We start from the raw sequence: 21,035 nt of genomic DNA on the forward strand, positions 1-21,035 counted from the left end.
AAAGCCCTTTGAGTCGCTTGAAAGAGGACAACTTTTACATAATTCCTGATCACTTGTTCCTCTGTTGATACCTTACATATATTGCTATCACCCTGGGTCTCCTTCCTATAAAGTTTTATTAAATAATGATTGCCATCGCTAATGCATTTGTCAGCTTTGCACTCCCTCGATGATTTTTACCTTCATAAAATGCATCAACCTTGGGTAAGGCTATGTAACAGCTGTTTGTCCAAATGAGGAGAGTTTAAATGAGGTTGAAAACAAAAAAACACCGATAGTATGAAACCATTGGTGTTTACAAGACATTTTCACTCCCAGTAAGCTTAAATAAATCCTAAACTTTGTTTCTGAAAAGCTTTATCATCTAATATTTTTTTATGTTGATTGCAGCGTTTATAATAATTAATCTTATTGGGGAGTAAAAACGAAATATGTTTGAAAATCACTTGTCCCTCAAAAAATTAAAAACTGAGCGGCAGTTCTTCGAGTGCTCTCATCAGAAAATTCCCTTTCCATTTAATTTGTTCCTTTTCGCCTTTTATCTGTATATTTGGACAGCGGCGTAATAAGGTGGAAATAGCAATCTTTGATTCTAAGCGGGCAAGCTGTGCACCAAGGCAAAAATGGCTGCCATGGCCAAAAGCAATATGGCGGTTGTTCTTTCTTTCAATATCAAATATGTCAGCATTCGAAAATATCTTTTCATCACGGTTTGCTGATGCTAAGGAAATGATGATCACATCTTTCCGTTTAATCTCCTGCCCATGCAGTATAAACGGTTCAGCGGTCCAGCGAATAGTCGTTAACTCAACCGGGCTGTGAAACCGCAATGCTTCTTCTATGGCTGAATTAATCAAGCCCGGCTGTTGGCGGAGCTTTTCTAATTGATCATGGTGACACATCAGAGCATATGTCATATTGGTGATTAAGTTTACGGTTGTTTCATGACCTGCAACGATAAGCAGCATAATCATCGAGTACAATTCTTCTGTACTCAATTGTGTGCCTTCACTTTTCACTTGAATTAATACACTGATTAAATCTCCTGCAGGTTCGCTCCTTTTTATACGAACTAAGTATTCCAGATATTCAACAAATTCTCCTAACAAATGGTCATTCTCCTGAAGTCTTTCAGGGGCATCTGAAAAATCAATAATTGCTTGCGACCAAACTCTGAATCTTTGACGATCTTCTAGGGGAATGCCAAGCATTTCACTTATCACGATAATCGGCAAAGGAAACGCATAATCGTCTACTAGGTTCATGAATTTGTTGGGCTGTACTTTATCCAATAAAGAATCTGCTATATGTTGAATTTTGTCTTCCAATTGCAAAATCATCCGATGAGTAAATGCTTTCTGAACAAGAGTTCGCAGGCGACTGTGATCAGGGGGATCTGAATTAAGCATATGCTTTGTTAAAGGCTCTTCATTCTTCAATAGAACAGGACGTTTTTCTTCTTTTGCGGTAATTACATTTTCATAGTTTTTCTTTAATTTTTCATTCTTTAATAAATGTATTGCATCATCATATCTCGATATGAGCCAGCCTTCTCCCAGTTTTCCTAAAGATAATGGGTAGAGCGGGTGTGATTTTCGTGATTCTTTGTAAAAATCATATGCTTCATCTTTAAATGCACTCGAACACAATTGGCTTTCAGTCAAAATGGTTAAACTCTTTTTTTGTTTTGAAGACATGCATTCAACCTCCATCTTCATAAGGGTTATGATAATCTTTACATATAAAATCAGAACGATTTGTAAAACTATTTCTATTGGTCTCAATTGAAAAATATAAATTTTCGAGTCATTATCTATCACAAAAAAGAAATCTAATTATATGTTTGAAGGACTTTTCTTTTAAAACCCCAATTATAAATTTCATGATCAAATCGCCTGATACGGGATTCACTAAATTCTTCAAAGCCGTTCTTTTGGTAAAATGATCTGTTGAGATCAGTATTGGTGATAAGGGCCAAGACGCCGCCCCCACTTTTTGAAATAAAAGGTATTAGACAGTCATTGATCATTTTGCTGCCCAAACTCTTTCCCTGATAAGATGGCGAAACTCCTAATACTTCTAAGTACCATGCTGGCTCTTTTAAGGATTTGTAAGATTTTTTAGCCTCATTAGCCACTGTCAACATGTTCAATACTGAAAATCCCCCATTTTGATTAATTTTATCCCCCCTGCTGCTATATAATCGCTCAAGCTAATATCAGGTTTATCACGATGTTTTAATAGAGCAGCAACAACAATTTCACCATTCTGAATACCAACAAAACAGAAATGCTTTTTAAAATATGCTTTTGTTAGTACTTTATGCATTCAAAAATAAATGAACGATCTTTTTTTCCACGTTTTACGAGTAAATCCATAAAAGGATATTGCTTGAAAGATTCATGGAATAGCTTTGCCACTTTGTTTAATTCATCAGCTCTTGCTTGTCGAAAAAGAAACATTGATACACCCCTTTTCCAATAAACATTTTTTGACTCATGAACACATGTTCATTATAATGGTAAGAAAATTTGAGGATCAATCTGCAATTTAGCTGTACATGTTCATTAATGGACAATACATGATAAATTGTATATTAACGGAGGACGCTATGGGGGATAGACGATCAATCAAGACAAAAAGTGCTATAAAACATGCCTTTTAAAGTTGCTTCAGGAAAAAGAAATCAACAAAATAACTGTTTCCGATTTATCTAAAAAAGCAGATATAGGCCGAGGCACCTTTTATCTTCACTACAAAGATGTTTTTGACTTGTATGAGCAGATCGAAGACGAAATATTTGAACAGCTAGGAAGCATTTATGATGCATCTTTTCCAAGTGAGGATCCACTGAACATACTGACCTTTATAGAAAAAACTACAGAATACATATATCAAAACGTCGAAATTTTTACATTGTTATCAAAACCAAAAATGAATGTTCTTTCAATCAACAAACTTAAAGAATTTTTTAAAACGAAAATGATTGAGGAATTGAGCATGTTACGACAATCAGCAAAATCAATTACGGAAACTGAGAAATTTGAAACAACATTTATCGTTTCAGGTGTAGCAGGAGTTATAGAGGAATGGATTAAGAACGGGATGGTACAAACACCATCGAGTATTTCCGGTATCATACAACAATTACTGTTGAAAATCGAAGCATAGAGACAAAAGGGTATATATACTTTTTTACTATCTTGAGTACTTTCTTGTTTTACATGAGACTAATCTGGCTATATTGAAAGAATCCGTTTACTCCACAAAGCATGTTTTTTAAAGAAGAAAAAATTCATTTAATATTAAAGACAGAGTTAAAAAAGAAGCTGATTAATGTCGATCTGACAATACTCAGCTTCTTTTGTTAACTATATTTTTAATTATTTATTGCCAACCATTAATTTGCATCCAAGTCCAATAAACACTATACCTGAAACTTTATTTAGAATTGAATTTCTTACTATCTTTAAGAGTTTTTGTGGCTAATGTTGAAAAGTATGTTACAAACATGTACCACAGCAACACTATTGTAGCGAAGGTAGCCCCTAAAGCAGAAAGGACATTGATACAGATTGTCCTGATGTTGATGCAAACTGAGGTAAAAATGATAAATAGAACAGAATGTTTTTAGGCATTGCGATATTAGTGATAATCCCTTGCATATAATGTTTTTTAAGCGTTTCGTTAGCTGTATTCTTTAAGCTTATTCCATCACCTTTTTTAAAAGGTAGGAAATAGTTTTCCTTGTATTAACAATTAACAACCAAACAATATATTAGCTTAAAAAAGCAACCACACTGGTGGCTGCTTACATAATTTAACTAACTTTCCCTTCCTTTTGCTTCTGTTCCTCAACCATTTCCACAAATAGCTGAAGAAAACGAGTATCAGCAGTCAACTCTGGATGAAAAGCACAAATAAGAACATTTCCTTCTCTTGCTGCAACAATTTTCCCATCATATTTTGCTAACACTTCTACATTTTGCCCCGCACTTTCAATATAAGGAGCCCGGATAAAAACAGCTTTAAAAGGATCCTCAAGTCCAGTTATATCAAGATCCACTTCAAAGCTGGCAATTTGCCGGCCAAACGCATTTCGCTTTACTGAAATATCTATAATTTCCAAGTAAGATTCATCTGAAGCAAGCTCCTTAGCGACTAACACCATGCCAGCACAAGTTCCAAAGATAACTTTTCCAGCCTTGTAAAATTCTTTTAATGGATCAAAGAAATCGTAACGGTCGATAAGCTTTCTCATCGTTGTACTTTCACCACCAGGAAGAATTAACCCATCAATTTGTTCAAGTTGCTCAGGTTTCTTGATGACAACAGCCTCTAATCCCAATGCTTTAATTTGTTTCACATGCTCTGAAACGGCACCCTGTAGTCCTAAAACTCCAATTATTGCCATCTTACCAACCTCGCTCTTGCATTCTTTCTTCAAGAGATAATTTTGAAATGTCGATTCCTTTCATCGCAGTTCCAAGCTCTTTAGAAAGCTTGCTGATTAGATCATAATCAGTGTAATAAGTTGTAGCTTGAACAATAGCATTTGCAAATTTTTCAGGATTTTCAGATTTAAAAATACCTGAACCAACAAACACTCCATCAGCGCCAAGCTCCATCATTAACGCAGCATCAGCAGGAGTAGCAATCCCTCCAGCAGCAAAGTTTACAACCGGAAGCTTACCCGTTTTTTGAATTTGTTTTAAAACCTCAAAAGGTGCTCCAAGTACTTTCGCTTCAGTCATTAATTCATCTTCGTTCATCACAGAAATTTTGCGGACCTGAGCAGTTACTTTACGCATATGGCGAACGGCTTCCACAATGTTACCTGTACCAGGCTCACCTTTAGTACGTAGCATTGCAGCACCTTCACCAATACGGCGTGCAGCTTCTCCAAGATCACGGCAGCCGCATACAAAAGGTACAGTGAAATCGCTCTTCAATAAATGGAACTCTTCATCAGCAGGTGTTAACACTTCACTTTCGTCAATGTAATCAACCCCCATTGCCTCAAGTACTTTTGCTTCTACAATATGACCAATACGAGCTTTAGCCATTACTGGGATGGATACTGCATTCATTACTTCTTCAACAATACGGGGATCTGCCATTCTTGCAACCCCACCCGCAGCCCGGATGTCAGAAGGAACTCTTTCTAATGCCATTACAGCAACAGCACCTGCTGATTCTGCTACTCTTGCTTGTTCTGCATTGACAACGTCCATAATGACGCCGCCTTTTTGCATTTGAGCCATGCCTCTTTTTACAGTCTCAGTACCTAATGTTTTTTTCATTTGTTACACTCCATTCCATCAACTATTGTATTTAAAGAATATGTTGATTAGTATAAAAAGGAATTGACCACATTGAAAGTACCAGTTTCTTAAAAAACAGAATGTCAGTTTTAAGGAGATGCAATGAAAATGGAAATGCTATCATGTCATTTAGATAGATCAAGTGATATACCTTTATATGAACAATTATATTTATATATAAAAAAAGAAATTATAGCAGGTCGCATACCATACGGGACAAAACTGCCCTCTAAACGAAAATTAGCTGATTTTTTAAAAATCAGTCAAAACCCAGTTGAGACAGCATATGAGCAATTGGCAGCAGAAGGATATATTGAGGCTTCTCCCCGCAGGGGCTATTTTGTTATGACATATGAAGATTTAGAATATGTACAAACAAATCAATACTTACAAGAAAATACAGAAGAAGCTCAGGAATATATAAAATACGATTTCCACCCAAGCGCTATTGACACAAAGAATTTTCCATTTTCCGTGTGGCGCAAATATGCCCGAAATACAATCGACAAAAAGAATCATTCCTTGTTACTGCTCGGAGACTCACAAGGAGAGATGGTGTTGCGGCAAGAAATCGCTCATTATCTTTATCATGCAAGAGGAGTACATTGTTCACCAGATCAAATTATTGTTGGCGCAGGCATAGAAATTTTATTGCAACAGCTATTGCTCTTATTAGATAAAAAAACGGTATATGGTGTAGAAGATCCTGGTTACCATTTGATTTTACGAATTCTGAAGAGCTATCCAAATGAAGTGTACGCTCTTGAAGTAGATGAGGAAGGAGTAAAAGTAGATACGATTCATCATAAAAATATAAATGTCGTTTATATAGCACCATCCCATCACTTTCCATACGGAACTGTACTATCGGTAAATCGCAGAACTAAGTTGTTAAAATGGGCTGCAGCGAAAAAAAACCGCTATATTATAGAAGATGACTACGATAGTGAATTTCGCTATAGCGGAAAATCAATTCCTTCCTTGCAAAGCATGGGTCTTGCTGAAAAAGTGATTTATTTAGGAGCATTTTCAAAATCATTGATGCCATCGATCAGAATTAGTTATATGGTGCTGCCAAGACACCTCTTCAAGCAATATAAAGAAAAGTTGTCATTCTATCACTCCCCCTCTGTCTCAAGAATTGACCAACACATTCTGGCTCAATTCTTGAAGGAAGGAGATTTCGAAAGGCATCTAAATAGGATGCGAAAGCTTTATCGCCGTAAGCTCGAAAAAGTTATAGAATTGCTAAAACCGTATGAAGATAAGCTCTCAATCATAGGAGAACACTCTGGACTTCACATAGTTCTTGTTGTTAATAATGGTATGAGTGAGGATGAACTGGTCAAAAAGGCATCTGAGGCACACATGAAAATTTACCCGATATCCACTTACTCACTCGAGAAAAAGTCTGAAAGTCCTCCAAAAATCATTCTTGGATTTGCCGGTATTCATGAAGATGAATTAGAAGATGCAGTGCAAATGTTGTTAAAGTGCTGGAGACTTTGATTTATTTTCATTCAAACAGAATACCCCTAGACATCCTTATCGGTTGGGATAAAAAAACAAAATAAACGTAGATACTGTGGTTTCCCCTATATTTTTATTGATACACATCTCCTGGGAAAACCACAGCTTCTCCAGAAGAAGCTCTGTAGACTTTATCTTCTATTTCAATTTCTATATTTCCAGAGGAAACGAAAACATATTCTTTAACGCCCTTATAATGAGGATTGGACTTATGTACGCCACCTGATTTTATTTCCATTTTATAAACCTCAAATTTAGTTTCATTATCAAAAGGAATAAATGGACAAGTCATATAAATTCCGTCATCTTCTATCAAGTGGGTAGAATTGTCTGATTTCACTATTTTTATAGATGGTTGCGGCGTTCCTGTACATGGTATTCCCCTTTATAATGCAGCATTAGGTTACGCAAAGCTTGCATGCCCAGATGGATTGAAACCTGAGTTAAAAAATTCATGTGAGAGAGTTTTCTCAGCAATGAATAATGCACCTGAGATGGTAGCTGGTACAGGCGGATTCTGCACTGAACTTATAAAGAAGACTAACGGGAAACTTATTGGAAAGCTCGGATCTGACGGGGTATATTGTGTAGCAATTAAAGGATTTGACATTGGTATTGCAATAAAAATTGAAGATGGGAATTACACTAGAGCAATAGCTCCGATTGTTATAAGATGTCTCGAGGATCTTGGTGTGTTAAATCCCTCGGAAACGAAAAATTTGAGGTCATTTAAAAGTATGAATATAACCAATGCTTCAAATAGCGAAGTTAATGCTGCTTTTCACCTTGACGAGGCAGTTCATTGATCTAAAGTTATGACTCGAACTATAAACGAAACATCCCGGAATGTTACTCTAGCACCTAATCATGAATTCCTCGATTGATTTTACTTCTAAATTAACCGTTAATATAGCGGCTTTTTCTCATCTCTAAGAAGATAAGCGAATCTTGTTTTACAATAGTAATACATTTTTCACTATTGTCTCCTCTGCCCTGCACCATGCAAATAAAACGGCAGGAATTATATTCCTGCCGTTTTATATCGTGTACGTTTCCCAATGAGATCGAACCAGATATCCCTTCCCTGATTATGTGAGAAATAATATTACTCCATTAAATAGAGTACGTACTCCAGCAATTTTTAAGTCGTCCCACCTTCAAAAAGCTGTACGGGCAAATACGTTTCAAGCGGCAAATCATCAAATTCGCCTTCAATTTGTTTTTCTAAAATCTCAATGGCTGTTTCGGAAATTAATTCGATCGGCTGATCAGTAGGTTTGAAGATTCTCGGCCTTGAAGAAGAAGAAACAGCTATCAAATACAGCATAATTGATCAAAAGCTCTCACTCGATTGCTCTAAGATGGGGAAATCGCGAGACAGTGTGAGAAATGCGCCGCTAGAAGCAAATGGAAAGCTGACACTGCGTATATTTATTGACAGATCCTCGATCGAAGTATTCGCAAACCATGGAGAAATAACGATGACTAGCCGCATTTATCCGAAAAAAGATCGATTGGGAATTGAGCTTTTTTCTGAGAAAGGCGCTGTAAGGGTTGAGGAATTCACCTATTGGACTTTAAAAGACATCTGGAAGGAAGATGAATCGCTTGAAAAAGATATTTTGCATCGGTGAAACACTGATTGATTTCATTCCAGTCCAAAAAGAAAAGGCTTTACAAGATGTCACATCCTTTGAACGCGTTGCCGGCGGCGCGCCGATGAATGCGGCAATCGCTGCTGCAAAATACGGCGCACATGCCGTCATGCTGACGAAGATTGCTAACGATCATTTCGGGGATTATATAGTTGGCGTACTTAAAGAAAATGGCGTAGATACTTCTTTTAATATTCAAAGCGATCAAGGTGAAACCGGATTGGCATTTGTATCTGTAGACAAGTCTGGGGAAAGGAGCTTTCATTTTTATCGAAAAAATGCCGCCGATTTGCTGCTTTCACCGGATGAGTTGATGTCGGAAAGATTTAATCAAGGAGATATGCTTCACTTTTGTTCAATCGATTTAGTTGACAGTCCAATGAAACAAGCCCATATCAAAGTTATTGAGGACTTTCAAAGAATCGGTGGAATCATTAGCTTTGACCCCAATATCAGGCTTCCTTTATGGCCTGATGAGGCAAGCTGCCGTGAGACGATTCTGAGGTTTTTGCCTCTTGCGAATATCTTAAAAGTGTCCGATGAGGAACTGCAGTTTATCACAACCATTGATGACGAACAAGAAGCAGTCACATCGCTTTTTACCGGACTTGTTAATGTCGTTGTTCTGACAAAAGGAAACGACGGTGCGGCGATTTATTTAAAAAATGGCGAGTCGTACGAACATAAGGGATTTAAAGTAGCTGTTTGCGATACAACCGGTGCGGGCGATGCCTTTATCGGCGGCTTTATATCTGAATTGATGTCAATCGGCATATCAAAGGAGACGCTGTGCGAACAAATAAGTAAACATCACCGGCGCTTGCTGACGTTTGCAAATGCAAGCGGAGCTCTCACTGCTTCTGTAAAAGGAGCAATTCACGCTGCACCGGGCAGACAGCATGTACTGAACTTTATTTCGGCTAGGACGGAAATCCAAGAAAAATAAGAACTTAGAAATAATCCACTCATATTTACTAAAGAAGAGTGGATTATTTCTCTTGCACTGCCCAACTCTTACAGTAGTTTAATGTAAACGTTCTGCCATGAATTAAAAAATACTGGTGACTTATCTACTGAACTACCTCAATAAAGACTTGCTTATGAGGATAACAAAGTCGTTTTACAGGAACTAACTTAATTTAATTTAAACCTTTTTTAAAATCAGACATTATTAAAACATAACAAGGGGAGATATTAATGATAAAAGAAAAAGAGAAAATGTTAGCCGGGGATTTATATAATCCGTCGGACCCCGAGTTAGCAAAAGACAGACAAAACGCAAGCCAACTTGTTAGAATTTACAATCAATCTACAGAAACCGAAGTAGTTAAACGGGTTAATTTATTGAAAGAGTTACTTGGTTCATCAGGAGAAAACGTATATATGCAACCCAATATTAGGTTTGATTATGGATATAACACTTATGTAGGCGATAACTTTTTCGCAAATTTTGATTGTACAATTTTAGATGTATGTGAAGTCCGATTTGGTGATAACTGTATGCTTGGACCTAGTGTACAAATCTATACGGCTACACACCCACTTCATCCAACAGAACGCAATTCAGGGTTAGAATATGGAAAACCCATTACTTTCGGAAATAATGTATGGATTGGGGGAAGTTCAGTAATAAATCCAGGAGTTACGATAGGTAACAATGTGGTTATTGCTGCTGGTTCTGTTGTTACTAAAAATGTGCCAGATAATGTTGTTGTTGGGGGCAATCCAGCTCAATTAATTAAACATCTCGAAATATAATACACTAGCGTTTTCGATCAGTAAAAGAGGTATGATCCTTAAATAAGTTAGGCTTTATTCTGTTTCATCAGCTGGAACCAGCATATCGCATCTTTTATAACTAACGGGAACGATACTTCAATAATTTATGATTACAAAGATTATCCAGATGTGAAATACGGTCGCTGCGCCAATTGCGATTACACTTTGTTCAAAAGCACTGTAAAAAGTGGTGTATTCTTGCGTGAATGCCGGCGTTGTGGGATGAAAAAGAGCATTTATTTTAATGCTCTTTTTGCTTAAGCTCTTTCTTTCTATTCCTTCTGTAACCTGCATAAGAGCCGCCAAAAATAGCGATAAACATTGCAATCCAAATGAATATATTCAAGTCAAATCCCCCCCATTTTAAATAAAACACTTCTTTTATCTTGATTCTTTATGCTCTCGGATTAAGATGCGTAATCGTGTTAAGGTTAATTCATGACTGCATAAGGAGTGATACCTTGCTAAAAGTTGCAAAAATTTCGGTTTCTTGCTTTGCATTAGTCTTGTGCGTATACTCACTGTTCAATCAAAATGAATTATTGTTGATTGTTGTGCAATTATTTGTTGCCGCCCTTTTATCATTAGTCGGAGTTGAAGCGATATTAAGCAAACAAAAACTGTCTGGATATTTACTGTTTGGATCAGCAGCCTTCTTACTTGTTGTAAACGGTGTGAAATTCATGATTTAATTTAATGTGTTAATTTCGTAGGAATATCGAATCCCAAAACCAATAAATAAACGCAGCTACAATACTCATAATGTAATACTCAAAGCTTCTGAACATGGTAAGAGCATTTGGCGGATAATCAACAAACCAGAACAAAAACACAGCTGAAAAGGCCACTGCAATATAAATTAAAAAATTGATCAAACTGAATTTTCTGTGCCTTCTTCTTAGCCACACTTGCAAAGGGACAGCAAACACCAAGTAAGTGATTAAAGCGTAAAATGCAATGATGCCGATAGTGACTAATGCGATTGCCATAAAACCGGAGTAAACAAACATATACAGACCAAAGATTAGACCATATGACAAACTTGAAATTGCCAGAGTATAAACATAACTGTTTACCATTTTATTAGATAGCAATTTTATCCTCCTGTCGTAGAAAAACCTATAACAGTGCAGAACTTTACTTAAGCCAAATAGCTTTAGCAGCATCCATTTTTGACGTCATGGTGGATGCCCGAATCCAAATTCAAAGGGGATGAAATTTAAACTTGCATTAGCCACCTTGTCAGTTGTCGTAGGGATAGCAATTTTTAGTGGCTTTCCATCCTCGAATGACAAAGGATTCCATAAAGCTAAAAGGAACATTACTTCTATTCAACCAACCAAGTTTCTTGTCTAATGTTTAACCGGTTAGAAGCATTATTGAACAATGGATGCTACTAATTTTGTCAACTCTTGATTAATATTAGCTAATTAAATTAAAAAGGCTGCACTACAAAATACAGTTTCAAAATAAAATTTTAATGGTTAACTTTCAAAAAGGCTTATATGAAATGAATCAGAGGACTATTGAAAAATTGAGTACATTATTCTTCAGTAAATCTTGTACAAGTGATGGATAACATGATATTGCCCGTACCTGGATCATCAGAAACCGGATTTTATTTTAGAGTTAATATGATTAGACATAATAAGTCATATATCGACGCAAGTTTGTTACCACAAATGCAAAGCAAGAAACGAAAGCGCCCATGCCAATATGCCGAACATTACAAAGAACCTAAGAAAAGTCTCATATTTTGTAAGTCTTCGTTCTCTTTTTGTTTTACCCCAATCTCCAATAAAGGGCGTAGCCGGAGAACAATAAAATTATTTGTCCAAGTTGCGACACAGATTCTAAAAATTCTATACCATTCATTGATTTTCACCTCGTTTATTTATGAGAATAGTAAAGTAGATTTTTATTATCTCAGATGAAAAAACCATTTCCAACAGTTTATGTAAAAACTGGAAATCTGTCTAATGGTATGTTTTCTTTATCCAGCAGAATCATTAAGTGTACGGTGGCAGAATACGTTATGTTTCTCCATTAAAGCAACAAATTAACATTAAAGATTTATCATCTTATTTTTATGATTTATGTCCACCAGTTAGCCCAGCTCTATGAAGTGCTGTCCCTGCCGATGTATTAGAAGCTGCTATCGGAATCGCTTTTGATCCGTATTTGCTTCTAATCCCATCCATAACGAATCCAGGCTTCTTCTCTTCTCATTATCCGCTTCAAGTAAACTCAACTGTTGATTAACATCATTCTCAATATTAGAAAGAGTGACTGAGATACTTCGCACTGTCTTTCCCGAATAAAACTTATTGAAGGGCATCAAGCTGAAAAGCCAAACCTGACTGTCTTTTACATTGCACTATCTTGTTCTATAATAATTCTCTGCGGTATAATAGCGCCATTCCCAAAAAGTTGCCCCATTAGATTGTATATACCGCTCTATAAATATCTCAAAGTTTACATTTAATGGTGTATACTCACCCATTTGAAATATAAAAAGATAGTTGGGATCACCTTTGTCCAATTTATCTTTGTCGATCATCAAATGACAACCTTCTAATAAGTGACCAATTGGGATGCCATTGATGCCTTCAAACAAATCCTCATATTTTAATTCTTCTTCAATCTCTTCAAGACTAAATAAATAAAGTCCTCCACCTATATTCTACCCATCAGCAAGAACCTCAAAAATTTCGCACCATTATGTTGTGTAATAAACTTCTGATAATCCTCTGGAAGTTTAAGTTGATACTTCGCTTCAAAGTTGAGAATTTCATTAAGTGCTGCTTGGTTCGGAGAAAAAGTAACAAGACATTCCATGATATACCCTTCCGAACAAAACAATTTAATAGCCCCTTTTTCATCTAAGAGACTTTTCAAACCATTTACAGTCTTATGAACAAAGTTAGTCAAATACCTCACCCCAATATTGTTCTTTTAACGAGAATCAATACAAATTCCAAAAATGTGAATAGATCGTGATAGCTGCCCTTTTCACTGAATATAATGCAATAAATTCAAAAAAGAGGTGCCCCCCAAAAGTGAATTCTCTAATGAATGAAGATATGATAAAGATCATTAGAAATGGCCTTAGCGCATCACATCATCCAAAGCATATTATTGTTGTGGGAGCTGGATTGGCCGGGCTTGTATCAGCATCTTTGCTAAGAAATGCCGGTCACAGAGTAACGATTCTTGAAGCGAGCGGTAGAGCAGGAGGCCGTGTCTGCACGTTGAGATCTCCCTTTAGTGATGGATTGTATTTCAACGTTGGTCCGATGCGCATACCGAATATCCATATGTTAACCTTAGAATATATAAAAAAATTCAGGCTGCCAACAAATGTATTTATCAACAGAACCCCAATGGACATCATTTACACGAATGGAGTCAAAACACGTCTCCATCTTTTTGAACAAAATCCTGGAATATTAAGATACCCCGTTGCACCAAACGAACAAGGGAAAACCGCTGAAGAGCTGATGCTTTCTGTATTGCAGCCTATATTAAATTTTATTAATCAAGATCCTGCAAGAAATTGGCGGATTGTTGAAAAACAATACAAGAATTATTCGTTAAGCTCTTTCTTAAACACTTTCTTTTCATATGGCGCGATCGATATGATTGGTATACTTCTCGATATGGAAGCGTATATGGGGATGTCCCTTGTTGAAGCGTTACGGGAATCCGTCTTTTTTACATCACCATCTCACTTCTATGAGATAACAGGCGGCATGGATCGGCTTCCTCATGCGTTTCTTCCTCAATTAAAAACAAATATTCTATACCATCAAAAAATGATGAAAATTTCTCAAAATGAGAACAGTGTTACGATTCATTGTCAGCATCAACAAACAGCAGAACATGTAACGTTCACAGCTGATCTCGCTATTGTAACCATTCCTTTTTCAACATTGCGATTTGTGAAAGTCGAACCATACCATTCTTTTTCCTACTATAAACGGAGGGCAATTCGCGAACTGAACTATATGAGCGCAACAAAAATCGGCATAGAGTTTAAAAGCCGATTTTGGGAAAAAGCCGGGCAGCGCGGCGGCAAATCTATTACTGATCTTCCGATTCGATTTTCGTATTATCCAAGCACTGGTATTGGAGCAAATGGACATGCTGTTGTTCTGGCGAGTTATACTTGGGCAGACGAGGCACTGATGTGGGACAGTCTTTCAGAAGGAGAGCGCATTCAGTATACTTTACTGAATTTATCTGAAATATATGGCGATATTGTATGGTCAGAATTTGTGTCCGGCGCCTCTTTTAGCTGGAGTCAGAACCCTTATTCTGCGGGAGCCTTTACAGCTTTCGAACCAGGACAAGAGTTAGAGCTGTATCCTTATATCCCTGTCCCTGAGGGAAGAGTTCATTTCGCTGGAGAACATGTCTCACTTACCCATGCGTGGATGCAAGGTGCGATTGAATCTGGAATACGTACCGCTTATGAAGTTAATCGTTTATCTTAGATCCTGCTCTCATCTTGTACTAAAGCTCGTTGAATAACAGAATTTCATATAATCAAGATCATAATCAGATGTACAAATTCAATCACAATAACAAAGTAATCCTTGCATTCCTTCACCCGCCATGCTATATTCATATAGCGATGAGCTGAATTGTGTAAGCCGATGTACATGCCCTTTGCGGCGCACACGAATGTGGCGTGTGGTGCATCGCCTCAATACGCAAAGACGTTTGCCTTAGGCAAACGTCTTTTTTTGTGTGTTATCCGATTATTGTGCCGTTTGGAACGGGCTGATCTGGCTGCAATAGGACGACATCCCTCTGGCCGGGGATGCCCCCAAGAACCAGCACTTCCGATTTAAATCCGGCGATCCGGCGCGGCGGAAAGTTGACGACTGCTATGATTTGCTTGTTGATAAGATCTTCGGGCTGATAGCGGTTCGTGATTTGCGCGCTCGATTGCTTCATGCCGATTTCTGCTCCAAAATCAATCACAAGCTTAATCGCCGGGACTCTTGCTTCAGGAAATTCCTCCGCTTTTACAATAGTGCCTGTTCTAATATCCAATTTCTCAAAGTCCTCAATGACTGCCATATCAATAACTCCTTTTTCTCCTATTATAAAAGAGATATCCAAGGTTCGTTTAACCAAAGAACCATCATTTTTTATCCGAATATAAGGTGTTTCGATATAGCCGGGGCGGCATGCCTGTACTTTTTGTGAACCATCTTGTAAATGAAGAAAGATTTTGAAAGCCCAGCGCCTCGCTCACGACGGTAAGGGTTTCATTTTTCTCTATCAGCATTCGTTTCGCTTCCTCGAGCCGAAGATTGGCAATATAGTGCTGCGGAGACTTCCCCGTCTGCTTTTTGAACCAGTTTGAATAGTAAGCTGGGTGGTAATGCTCGATTTCTGCCAGCTTCTTAATCGTCAGCCGCTCAGATAAATGGCTGTGGATATAAGCAATTGAGGCGTAGGTATGGGATTGCAGCTTTTCTTTTATGTATTGAACAAGCATATGCAACGAGTTCGCTGTTCCGGCCTTTGCTTCCTCTGTCAGCAAGTACCTGATCGAAGACCAGAAAGGATCAATCGCAGCTTCAATGCCCGATCCTGCATGATACTCATCAATTTTCATTGCATGAAGCGGAACATCCAGTACCAGACATTCATTTCTACCGATTGAACGGAAACGATGCTCGCACTCCGGCGGAATATATAAAAAATGATCCGGCTTTAATTTCACCTCGCGTCCCTCTGTCTCAAGATCAATACTCCCTTCAAGCGGAAAAAGAAATTGGCTGTACCCGTGCTTATGTGAATGATAAAGGCGTGTGTATGTCCGTTTTTCGCAAATAATCTCTTGAAGCGAGTCCATCAGCAAGCTCCTTTCTTTGATCATCTTTTAATCCGATAATGGTGTTCAGATATAGGCGAAAATCCGATTTTTTCATATAAAGAAACTGCCACCAGTTTTTCTTTTAGCAATTGTAAAAACATGTGCTTTGCCCCGTTGCTGATTGCCCATTTAGTCAACGCCCTGATCACTTGGGTCCCTGCCCCTTTTCCTCTATGCTCCTTGGCTACAACGATTTTACTGAGTCCGCCATAGCCATCAATGACAGAAGCCGTTCCAACTGCTGTCAGGCTCTCTTGGTCATACATCGTGAAAAAGGTTTTACACGACGGCATACGTTCGAAAATGTTTGTGTAGCCTTGATGCCGCTCCGGAGAAAATCCTTCCAATTGAATAAAATGATCAATCCAAACAGAAGACGGCTCCTCCTCCCACTTGTATGTAAATCGACTGTTGTCATCAGTATGGCTCATAATGTCCCAGCCCAATGCTGTCATCTGAAAGCACTCGTCTGCCTTTTCATATCCGCTGTCTGCCAATACGGCATCAAGCCCTTTCGGAGATGCATTGCTGATATGAAAACAAACAGGCAAGCCTAAGCTTTTGTAAAAATGCTCGGCCTCTTGCTGGAAATCTCCTTCAGGCGTATCCGCAGAGGTCCACACGCTGTTCGCCCTTTTGGTTACGCCAAAGTTCGCTCGAAGAAGCCATTGTCCCATGTTTTTCTGAATATAAGACGGCCATGAAGCTGCCGCTAACTGCTCAATTTTATGAATGTCATCCATAGCCTGATGTCTCTCCTCTGTGTATACTACCATGACATTATACAATATTCAGAAATATAAGACATCTATTTCTTAGTTTACATAACATTTTTATTGTTTATTGATAATCCGGACAAAAACGTCCGAATTGAAAATGACAGACTTTCTGAAATATCCTCTTCACGTTCAAATGCTTCTTTTGCGATTAAAGTCGTAAAGCCATGCAGCAGGCTTCTAAGCCCCCTTGTCGCATGAATGGCAGTCTTTTCGCTTGCATAGCCGTTTTCAATGAGCAGGTTCGTAACAATCCGGACAATTTGGTCTGACACGATTTCCGCCCTCTTATCCTGAACCTTAAGCAAAGCCGCTTCATAATATCCGGGATTTTCAACTGCAAAATCAACATATGCCTGAGCTAAAGAAAGCATAGCGGAATCTCCTTTTTGTTCGGTTACGGAGTCTGCCATTTGATCTAAAAGCCTTGTCAGCCCGCTGACAGCAAGCTCTGTTCTGATCGCTTGCAGCCCGTTGATATGATTATACAGCGACGGAGGGCGTACATTCATTTTTTTAGACAGTGCGGCAAGCGTGACACCATTCAAGCCTTCCTGATCGGCAATCTCCGCTGCGGCGTCTACAATCATTTTTTGGCTCAATCCTATTCTCGGTGACATGCTCATCATCCTTTCTTTGCTTTTTGGATTGCCTGTCTCATCCGCTCTGAGGGTGATTTCAGGAAATTCCCATGTCCGACTGCGAGACAGGAAGGCGCCTTGTCGGCAAGCAATTGTGCGCTTTTAATGGCTTCCTCCTTATTCCATGTGGCGAAGGCTGGAAAAGGAAACGCCCATTTTATCTGGCCTGATACAGCGATTCCTCCGCGCAACTGAAACGCATCTCCTGCTATGATCGTGCCGTTTCTTGTATCAAGAAATGACATGCTGCCCGGTGTATGGCCCGGTGTAGAAATTGCAAGCAAAGAACCAATTGTTTCACCGCCCGTCAACAGATGGTGTGGCTTTGTTTGCACGTGTTTCGGAATACCTCCTTTTATAGGAGTATGCGGCTCATCATGACGCAAAGATGTGTCACCTTTCAGCAGGAAAGAATCCCGTTCTGAGATCATCACCTTTGCATGAGGAAATGCTTGTGTCAGTGCATCCAGTGATCCGACATGATCCCCATGAGCATGGGTCAGTAAAATATGATGAAGCGGTTTTCCTAACTGGTTTACAGCTTGAATAATTCCTTTATAGCTGCCCGGAAGTGCGGCATCAACAAGGGTGACTTCGTTTTCTTCCTCTACTAAATAGCAATTGACCGGAAACAAAGCTGGAAAAAAAGTCAGCTGCCAAACTGTTTGATACTGGGTAATTCTCATTTATTTATCCCCCTAATAAAAACTAATGGTGTTAGTTTTATTATTAACTAACACCATTAGTTTTTCAAGAGTTTATGAATGTTTTATGGCAACATATATGTTAACTTGTGCTCTCTGAGGTACTGTTGCACTTTGATCATACATTTCAAAGTCACCTGTAAATGTACGCAGATGACGCTTATCCCAAGTCCAAATTTCCTTCCAGGTTTCGTACACAACCTCTTCAATAGGGCCGATTTTTGAAGTAAAAACGGCATACGCGGAAGCCGGCAAATCAATGTTTTCATATGGTTCCGGAAGAGTCCGGCTGTCCGCCTGAAACGTTCCGATTGAAAACGTGTAAAACCCTTTCGTCTCCTGTTCGTAATTGGAATATAAGGAAATAATGCTCTGATCTGTTGCCTGTGAGAAAAGAACGCTCATATCCTTCTTCCAGAATTGGTCCCATAGTGCCGGGATCCGCCTTTCTTCCGTCATTTCCAATGCGTTGCTTGTCCGTTGTGACAGTCCGGCAAACCATTTCTGTTCTAAGTGTGTCATATGTGAAAAACTCATACGATCCCTCCTTTTTACCTAGATTATAAAAAAAGAAACCTGACAGCAGTGTGTCAGGTTTCATATACTTTTTGCATTTGACGAATGGTATCTTTTACTTTATCCCGTATATGAAGAGGTTGCAGAACCTCAATATCCTTTCCGAACTGCAGCAAAAAACCGATCAGCCATTGATCTTCAGGAAGAGAAATCACTGCCCGGCAGTTTTCATCTTCATCGTAAAGAAAAACGTCATGTCCGAACCATTCAAATATGCGCTGACGTGCTGACGGCTGAACGAGAATAACCAGTTCAGTTAAACGGTCCTTTTGGTACCAGTTCTTATCCCACGGCAAGGTCTCCAGCTGGATTTCTTTTCTGATAAAGGACTGATGTAATATGGTCAGATCTTTCATTCGGTTAAGTTTAAAAAAGCGAAAATCATGTCTAACCAGACAATAGGCATATAAATACCAGTGCCCCGCCTTGCAAACCAATGTATAAGGTTCCGTTTCACGCTGAAGTGTTTCCCCGCTTGCGTTAGTATATGTAAATGATATCGTTGACAATCGATCGATGGCGGCGCTGATTTTCTCACGAAGCGCCTTTTGATCTTCAGTCTGGCCCCAAGCCGTCATGTCAATAAACCATTTTTCAGTTTGGTGCTTAAATGCTTCAGCTGACTGCTCAGGTATGATGTGCTTGATTTTTTGATAAGCTGTGCTGTGAGAAACAGGTTCATACATAGATGAGACACTTTGCAAAGCGGAAGCGATCGCAAACAGCTCCTCCTCTTTCAGCCACTCTCTCTCAAGCCGATACGTCTCCATAATGCCAATTCCGCCCCCGGAGCCCTGTGAGGTCACAATTGGAATACCAGCTCTATTGATCGTCTCAATATCACGGTAAATTGTTCTGACGGATACTTCAAACAGCTCAGCAAGTTCAGCTGCCTGCATTTGTTTTTTGCTGATTAATAACACAACCATCGCTAACAAACGTTCCAGTTTCATTCTGCGCACCTTTTCTTTCTTTTATTTTACAATCCTAACATTTTTATAAAGCTTGGGCATATCTATTATGCGGCCAAATACACCTTGCATATGTTATGAAAACAGGGGTTTCCCCTTCTTTTTTGTGTTCAGTATTGATTTCAGCTACTATTTCGAACCGGATAAGCATACACTTCTCATCGGAGGGGATTTCACATCATGCATCTTACACTTCAAAGCGTTTATCCTGCCATGATTATCATCTTTTTTCTGTATAAAAAAATTAAAAGGTCCATCGGATATCAGCCGCTGAAGCCTCGCTGGCTGTTCACCCGTATGATTCTTTTCTCGCTGTTTGCTTTTGGTCTTTCAATATTCAGCGTCATTCACCCTTTTTTATATGGATATCTCATTTTCGGCATTCTTGGCGGATGGCTCCTTGTCGTTTTCGCAAAGAAAAACATCTCCTTTGAAAAGCGCAGAGGAAAAATTTATTTTCGGACTCATATTTGGGTAGAAGTCATTCTTTTAACCTTGTTTCTATCAAGATTTCTGTATCGAGTGACAGAGCTTTATCTTACCTCGCCTGATCTCAACAGCCTTGGATCTTACAGTCAGTCAATTGGAACGGACCCTCTGACAATTGGCGTTTTTTTTCTGATAGCCGTTTATTATATCGGTTTTTCTTCTTTTGTCATTAAGCTCAGCAGAAACGAACTCGATCAGAACGGACACAATAAAGAAAAAGACATCCTTGCCCGCTAACAGCGATTAAGCAAGGATGTCTTTTTTAATCATGTTGTGTATGATGGATCATTTGTTGAAGAACATCTAACACGTGTTCATCCTCCGGTGAGTAATAAATGGATGTTCCTTCTCTGCGCGATTTGACAAGCCGGAGATTTTTTAAGAATCTGAGCTGGTGGGAAACAGTGGATTGCAATAAATTCAGCTTCTCTGCAATTCCGTTCACTGCATGTTCACCTTGGGATAATAAATGGAGAATTCTGATTCTGGTAGGATCAGAAAGCGCCTTGAATGTTTGCGCGACTAGAAACAAGGTTTCCTCATCAAGATCAGCAGCCGTTCGGTCCGTTTCTCTAAATTCAGTCATCTGTATCACCTTTCTTTATTCATAGTTTTATCTTATAACAAATGTGCTTGGGTGCAAACCAGCCTGCTTATGTTCCAATTCAATCTCTTAGTTTAAATTTATGTTTCAAAT

Annotated in this window: 23 protein-coding genes and 5 pseudogenes; 10 read left to right on the forward strand and 18 right to left on the reverse strand. The window is 38.6% G+C overall.

What is annotated here, in order from left to right; genetic code table 11:
* Positions 1–461: 461 nt before the first annotated feature.
* Positions 462–1,697 (reverse strand): cytochrome P450 family protein, encoded by a 1,236-nt coding sequence (locus AC0C66_RS02210; RefSeq protein ID WP_088679204.1) that lies wholly within the window; start codon positions 1,695–1,697, stop codon positions 462–464.
* A gap of 134 nt (positions 1,698–1,831) precedes the next feature.
* On the reverse strand, positions 1,832–2,146 hold the full coding sequence (locus AC0C66_RS02215) for a GNAT family N-acetyltransferase (RefSeq protein ID WP_088679410.1): 315 nt from the start codon (positions 2,144–2,146) through the stop codon (positions 1,832–1,834).
* Positions 2,147–2,667: 521 nt separating this feature from the next.
* On the opposite strand from AC0C66_RS02215, the gene AC0C66_RS02220 reads away from it, so the two are divergent.
* Complete coding sequence (locus AC0C66_RS02220) at positions 2,668–3,171, forward strand: TetR/AcrR family transcriptional regulator (protein WP_240509963.1); 504 nt, start codon at positions 2,668–2,670, stop codon at positions 3,169–3,171.
* 649 nt (positions 3,172–3,820) lie between these two features.
* Here AC0C66_RS02220 and pdxT read toward each other — a convergent pair.
* Together pdxT and pdxS are read right to left on the reverse strand one after the other, a co-directional pair.
* Entirely contained in the window at positions 3,821–4,414 is a 594-nt protein-coding gene (gene pdxT, locus AC0C66_RS02225) for a pyridoxal 5'-phosphate synthase glutaminase subunit PdxT (protein WP_088679205.1), read from the reverse strand.
* Position 4,415: 1 nt separating this feature from the next.
* Positions 4,416–5,303 (reverse strand): pyridoxal 5'-phosphate synthase lyase subunit PdxS, encoded by an 888-nt coding sequence (gene pdxS / locus AC0C66_RS02230; protein ID WP_088679206.1) that lies wholly within the window; start codon positions 5,301–5,303, stop codon positions 4,416–4,418.
* A gap of 129 nt (positions 5,304–5,432) precedes the next feature.
* Here pdxS and pdxR point away from each other — a divergent pair, with 129 nt between their 5' ends.
* A complete protein-coding gene (pdxR, locus tag AC0C66_RS02235) occupies positions 5,433–6,833 on the forward strand; it encodes a MocR-like pyridoxine biosynthesis transcription factor PdxR (RefSeq protein ID WP_165766224.1) in 1,401 nt (466 codons plus the stop codon).
* Between the two features lie 94 nt (positions 6,834–6,927).
* On the opposite strand, the gene AC0C66_RS02240 is transcribed toward pdxR, so the two are convergent.
* A complete protein-coding gene (locus AC0C66_RS02240) occupies positions 6,928–7,146 on the reverse strand; it encodes a cupin domain-containing protein (RefSeq protein WP_088679207.1) in 219 nt (72 codons plus the stop codon).
* Positions 7,147–7,180: 34 nt separating this feature from the next.
* Between AC0C66_RS02240 and AC0C66_RS02245 the strand changes: the two genes are divergently transcribed.
* Entirely contained in the window at positions 7,181–7,660 is a 480-nt protein-coding gene (locus AC0C66_RS02245) for an asparaginase (protein WP_205635564.1), read from the forward strand.
* A 335-nt stretch (positions 7,661–7,995) separates the two neighbouring features.
* Here the strand turns inward: AC0C66_RS02245 and AC0C66_RS02250 are convergent.
* Positions 7,996–8,121: pseudogene (locus tag AC0C66_RS02250) on the reverse strand (LacI family transcriptional regulator); the annotation flags it as partial.
* A 1-nt stretch (position 8,122) separates the two neighbouring features.
* On the opposite strand from AC0C66_RS02250, the pseudogene AC0C66_RS02255 reads away from it, so the two are divergent.
* The 5 genes and pseudogenes from AC0C66_RS02255 to AC0C66_RS02275 all read left to right on the forward strand — a co-directional run.
* A pseudogene (locus tag AC0C66_RS02255) lies at positions 8,123–8,488 on the forward strand (GH32 C-terminal domain-containing protein); the annotation flags it as partial.
* The gene (locus AC0C66_RS02260) at positions 8,463–9,455 is read left to right on the forward strand and encodes a carbohydrate kinase family protein (RefSeq protein WP_072183118.1); all 993 of its coding nucleotides are present in this window, start codon (positions 8,463–8,465) and stop codon (positions 9,453–9,455) included. The pseudogene AC0C66_RS02255 and the gene AC0C66_RS02260, both read left to right, overlap by 26 nt.
* Positions 9,456–9,706: 251 nt before the next feature.
* Positions 9,707–10,267: a sugar O-acetyltransferase gene (locus AC0C66_RS02265; RefSeq protein ID WP_014114051.1), complete on the forward strand. Its 561-nt coding sequence runs from the start codon at positions 9,707–9,709 to the stop codon at positions 10,265–10,267.
* Between the two features lie 84 nt (positions 10,268–10,351).
* Positions 10,352–10,549, forward strand: coding sequence for a DUF8096 family protein (locus AC0C66_RS02270; RefSeq protein WP_088679209.1), 198 nt, complete (start codon positions 10,352–10,354; stop codon positions 10,547–10,549).
* Between the two features lie 200 nt (positions 10,550–10,749).
* Positions 10,750–10,980 (forward strand): hypothetical protein, encoded by a 231-nt coding sequence (locus AC0C66_RS02275; RefSeq protein ID WP_088679210.1) that lies wholly within the window; start codon positions 10,750–10,752, stop codon positions 10,978–10,980.
* A 9-nt stretch (positions 10,981–10,989) separates the two neighbouring features.
* Here AC0C66_RS02275 and AC0C66_RS02280 read toward each other — a convergent pair whose 3' ends face one another.
* The 4 genes and pseudogenes from AC0C66_RS02280 to AC0C66_RS02295 all read right to left on the reverse strand — a co-directional run bounded on the left by AC0C66_RS02280 (position 10,990) and on the right by AC0C66_RS02295 (position 13,219).
* Positions 10,990–11,367 carry a UPF0715 family protein gene (locus AC0C66_RS02280; protein WP_079288168.1) on the reverse strand — a complete coding sequence of 126 codons (378 nt, stop codon included), beginning with the start codon at positions 11,365–11,367 and terminating at the stop codon, positions 10,990–10,992.
* 594 nt (positions 11,368–11,961) lie between these two features.
* Positions 11,962–12,163: pseudogene (locus tag AC0C66_RS02285) on the reverse strand (hypothetical protein).
* A 212-nt stretch (positions 12,164–12,375) separates the two neighbouring features.
* A pseudogene (locus tag AC0C66_RS02290) lies at positions 12,376–12,629 on the reverse strand (UV damage repair protein UvrX); the annotation flags it as partial.
* A gap of 36 nt (positions 12,630–12,665) precedes the next feature.
* A pseudogene (locus AC0C66_RS02295) lies at positions 12,666–13,219 on the reverse strand (SMI1/KNR4 family protein).
* A gap of 128 nt (positions 13,220–13,347) precedes the next feature.
* On the opposite strand from AC0C66_RS02295, the gene AC0C66_RS02300 reads away from it, so the two are divergent.
* On the forward strand, positions 13,348–14,784 hold the full coding sequence (locus AC0C66_RS02300) for a flavin monoamine oxidase family protein (RefSeq protein WP_133063221.1): 1,437 nt from the start codon (positions 13,348–13,350) through the stop codon (positions 14,782–14,784).
* 259 nt (positions 14,785–15,043) lie between these two features.
* On the opposite strand, the gene csaA is transcribed toward AC0C66_RS02300, so the two are convergent.
* The 7 genes from csaA to AC0C66_RS02335 form a co-directional block, all read right to left on the reverse strand.
* Complete coding sequence (csaA, locus tag AC0C66_RS02305) at positions 15,044–15,376, reverse strand: chaperone CsaA (protein WP_014114058.1); 333 nt, start codon at positions 15,374–15,376, stop codon at positions 15,044–15,046.
* 64 nt (positions 15,377–15,440) lie between these two features.
* The gene (locus AC0C66_RS02310) at positions 15,441–16,166 is read right to left on the reverse strand and encodes an AraC family transcriptional regulator (protein ID WP_072183765.1); all 726 of its coding nucleotides are present in this window, start codon (positions 16,164–16,166) and stop codon (positions 15,441–15,443) included.
* 14 nt (positions 16,167–16,180) lie between these two features.
* Positions 16,181–16,924 carry a GNAT family N-acetyltransferase gene (locus AC0C66_RS02315; protein ID WP_072183764.1) on the reverse strand — a complete coding sequence of 248 codons (744 nt, stop codon included), beginning with the start codon at positions 16,922–16,924 and terminating at the stop codon, positions 16,181–16,183.
* 77 nt (positions 16,925–17,001) lie between these two features.
* A complete protein-coding gene (locus tag AC0C66_RS02320) occupies positions 17,002–17,577 on the reverse strand; it encodes a TetR/AcrR family transcriptional regulator (protein ID WP_014114060.1) in 576 nt (191 codons plus the stop codon).
* Between the two features lie 5 nt (positions 17,578–17,582).
* Positions 17,583–18,284 (reverse strand): MBL fold metallo-hydrolase, encoded by a 702-nt coding sequence (locus tag AC0C66_RS02325; protein ID WP_061188163.1) that lies wholly within the window; start codon positions 18,282–18,284, stop codon positions 17,583–17,585.
* Between the two features lie 72 nt (positions 18,285–18,356).
* Complete coding sequence (locus AC0C66_RS02330) at positions 18,357–18,839, reverse strand: GyrI-like domain-containing protein (RefSeq protein ID WP_014114062.1); 483 nt, start codon at positions 18,837–18,839, stop codon at positions 18,357–18,359.
* A gap of 53 nt (positions 18,840–18,892) precedes the next feature.
* On the reverse strand, positions 18,893–19,831 hold the full coding sequence (locus AC0C66_RS02335; RefSeq protein WP_072183763.1) for a helix-turn-helix transcriptional regulator: 939 nt from the start codon (positions 19,829–19,831) through the stop codon (positions 18,893–18,895).
* 198 nt (positions 19,832–20,029) lie between these two features.
* On the opposite strand from AC0C66_RS02335, the gene csk22 reads away from it, so the two are divergent.
* Positions 20,030–20,575 (forward strand): mother cell-specific sporulation protein Csk22, encoded by a 546-nt coding sequence (csk22, locus tag AC0C66_RS02340; RefSeq protein WP_014114064.1) that lies wholly within the window; start codon positions 20,030–20,032, stop codon positions 20,573–20,575.
* Positions 20,576–20,600: 25 nt separating this feature from the next.
* On the opposite strand, the gene czrA is transcribed toward csk22, so the two are convergent.
* Positions 20,601–20,924 carry a Zn(II)-responsive metalloregulatory transcriptional repressor CzrA gene (czrA, locus tag AC0C66_RS02345; RefSeq protein ID WP_014114065.1) on the reverse strand — a complete coding sequence of 108 codons (324 nt, stop codon included), beginning with the start codon at positions 20,922–20,924 and terminating at the stop codon, positions 20,601–20,603.
* Between the last annotated feature and the right edge of the window lie 111 nt (positions 20,925–21,035).

This window comes from Bacillus sp. VA13 (assembly GCF_055710085.1).

Bases quoted from the DNA above. Each gene is read 5' to 3' on its own strand.
- AC0C66_RS02210 (WP_088679204.1), bottom strand. From the start codon at position 1,697: ATGTCTTCAAAACAAAAAAAGAGTTTAACCATTTTGACTGAAAGCCAA.
- AC0C66_RS02215 (WP_088679410.1), bottom strand. From the start codon at position 2,146: ATGTTGACAGTGGCTAATGAGGCTAAAAAATCTTACAAATCCTTAAAA.
- pdxT (WP_088679205.1), bottom strand. From the start codon at position 4,414: ATGGCAATAATTGGAGTTTTAGGACTACAGGGTGCCGTTTCAGAGCAT.
- pdxS (WP_088679206.1), bottom strand. From the start codon at position 5,303: ATGAAAAAAACATTAGGTACTGAGACTGTAAAAAGAGGCATGGCTCAA.
- pdxR (WP_165766224.1), top strand. From the start codon at position 5,433: ATGGAAATGCTATCATGTCATTTAGATAGATCAAGTGATATACCTTTA.
- AC0C66_RS02240 (WP_088679207.1), bottom strand. From the start codon at position 7,146: ATGACTTGTCCATTTATTCCTTTTGATAATGAAACTAAATTTGAGGTT.
- AC0C66_RS02265 (WP_014114051.1), top strand. From the start codon at position 9,707: ATGATAAAAGAAAAAGAGAAAATGTTAGCCGGGGATTTATATAATCCG.
- AC0C66_RS02280 (WP_079288168.1), bottom strand. From the start codon at position 11,367: ATGGTAAACAGTTATGTTTATACTCTGGCAATTTCAAGTTTGTCATAT.
- csaA (WP_014114058.1), bottom strand. From the start codon at position 15,376: ATGGCAGTCATTGAGGACTTTGAGAAATTGGATATTAGAACAGGCACT.
- AC0C66_RS02315 (WP_072183764.1), bottom strand. From the start codon at position 16,924: ATGGATGACATTCATAAAATTGAGCAGTTAGCGGCAGCTTCATGGCCG.
- AC0C66_RS02320 (WP_014114060.1), bottom strand. From the start codon at position 17,577: ATGTCACCGAGAATAGGATTGAGCCAAAAAATGATTGTAGACGCCGCA.
- AC0C66_RS02325 (WP_061188163.1), bottom strand. From the start codon at position 18,284: ATGAGAATTACCCAGTATCAAACAGTTTGGCAGCTGACTTTTTTTCCA.
- AC0C66_RS02330 (WP_014114062.1), bottom strand. From the start codon at position 18,839: ATGAGTTTTTCACATATGACACACTTAGAACAGAAATGGTTTGCCGGA.
- AC0C66_RS02335 (WP_072183763.1), bottom strand. From the start codon at position 19,831: ATGAAACTGGAACGTTTGTTAGCGATGGTTGTGTTATTAATCAGCAAA.
- csk22 (WP_014114064.1), top strand. From the start codon at position 20,030: ATGCATCTTACACTTCAAAGCGTTTATCCTGCCATGATTATCATCTTT.
- czrA (WP_014114065.1), bottom strand. From the start codon at position 20,924: ATGACTGAATTTAGAGAAACGGACCGAACGGCTGCTGATCTTGATGAG.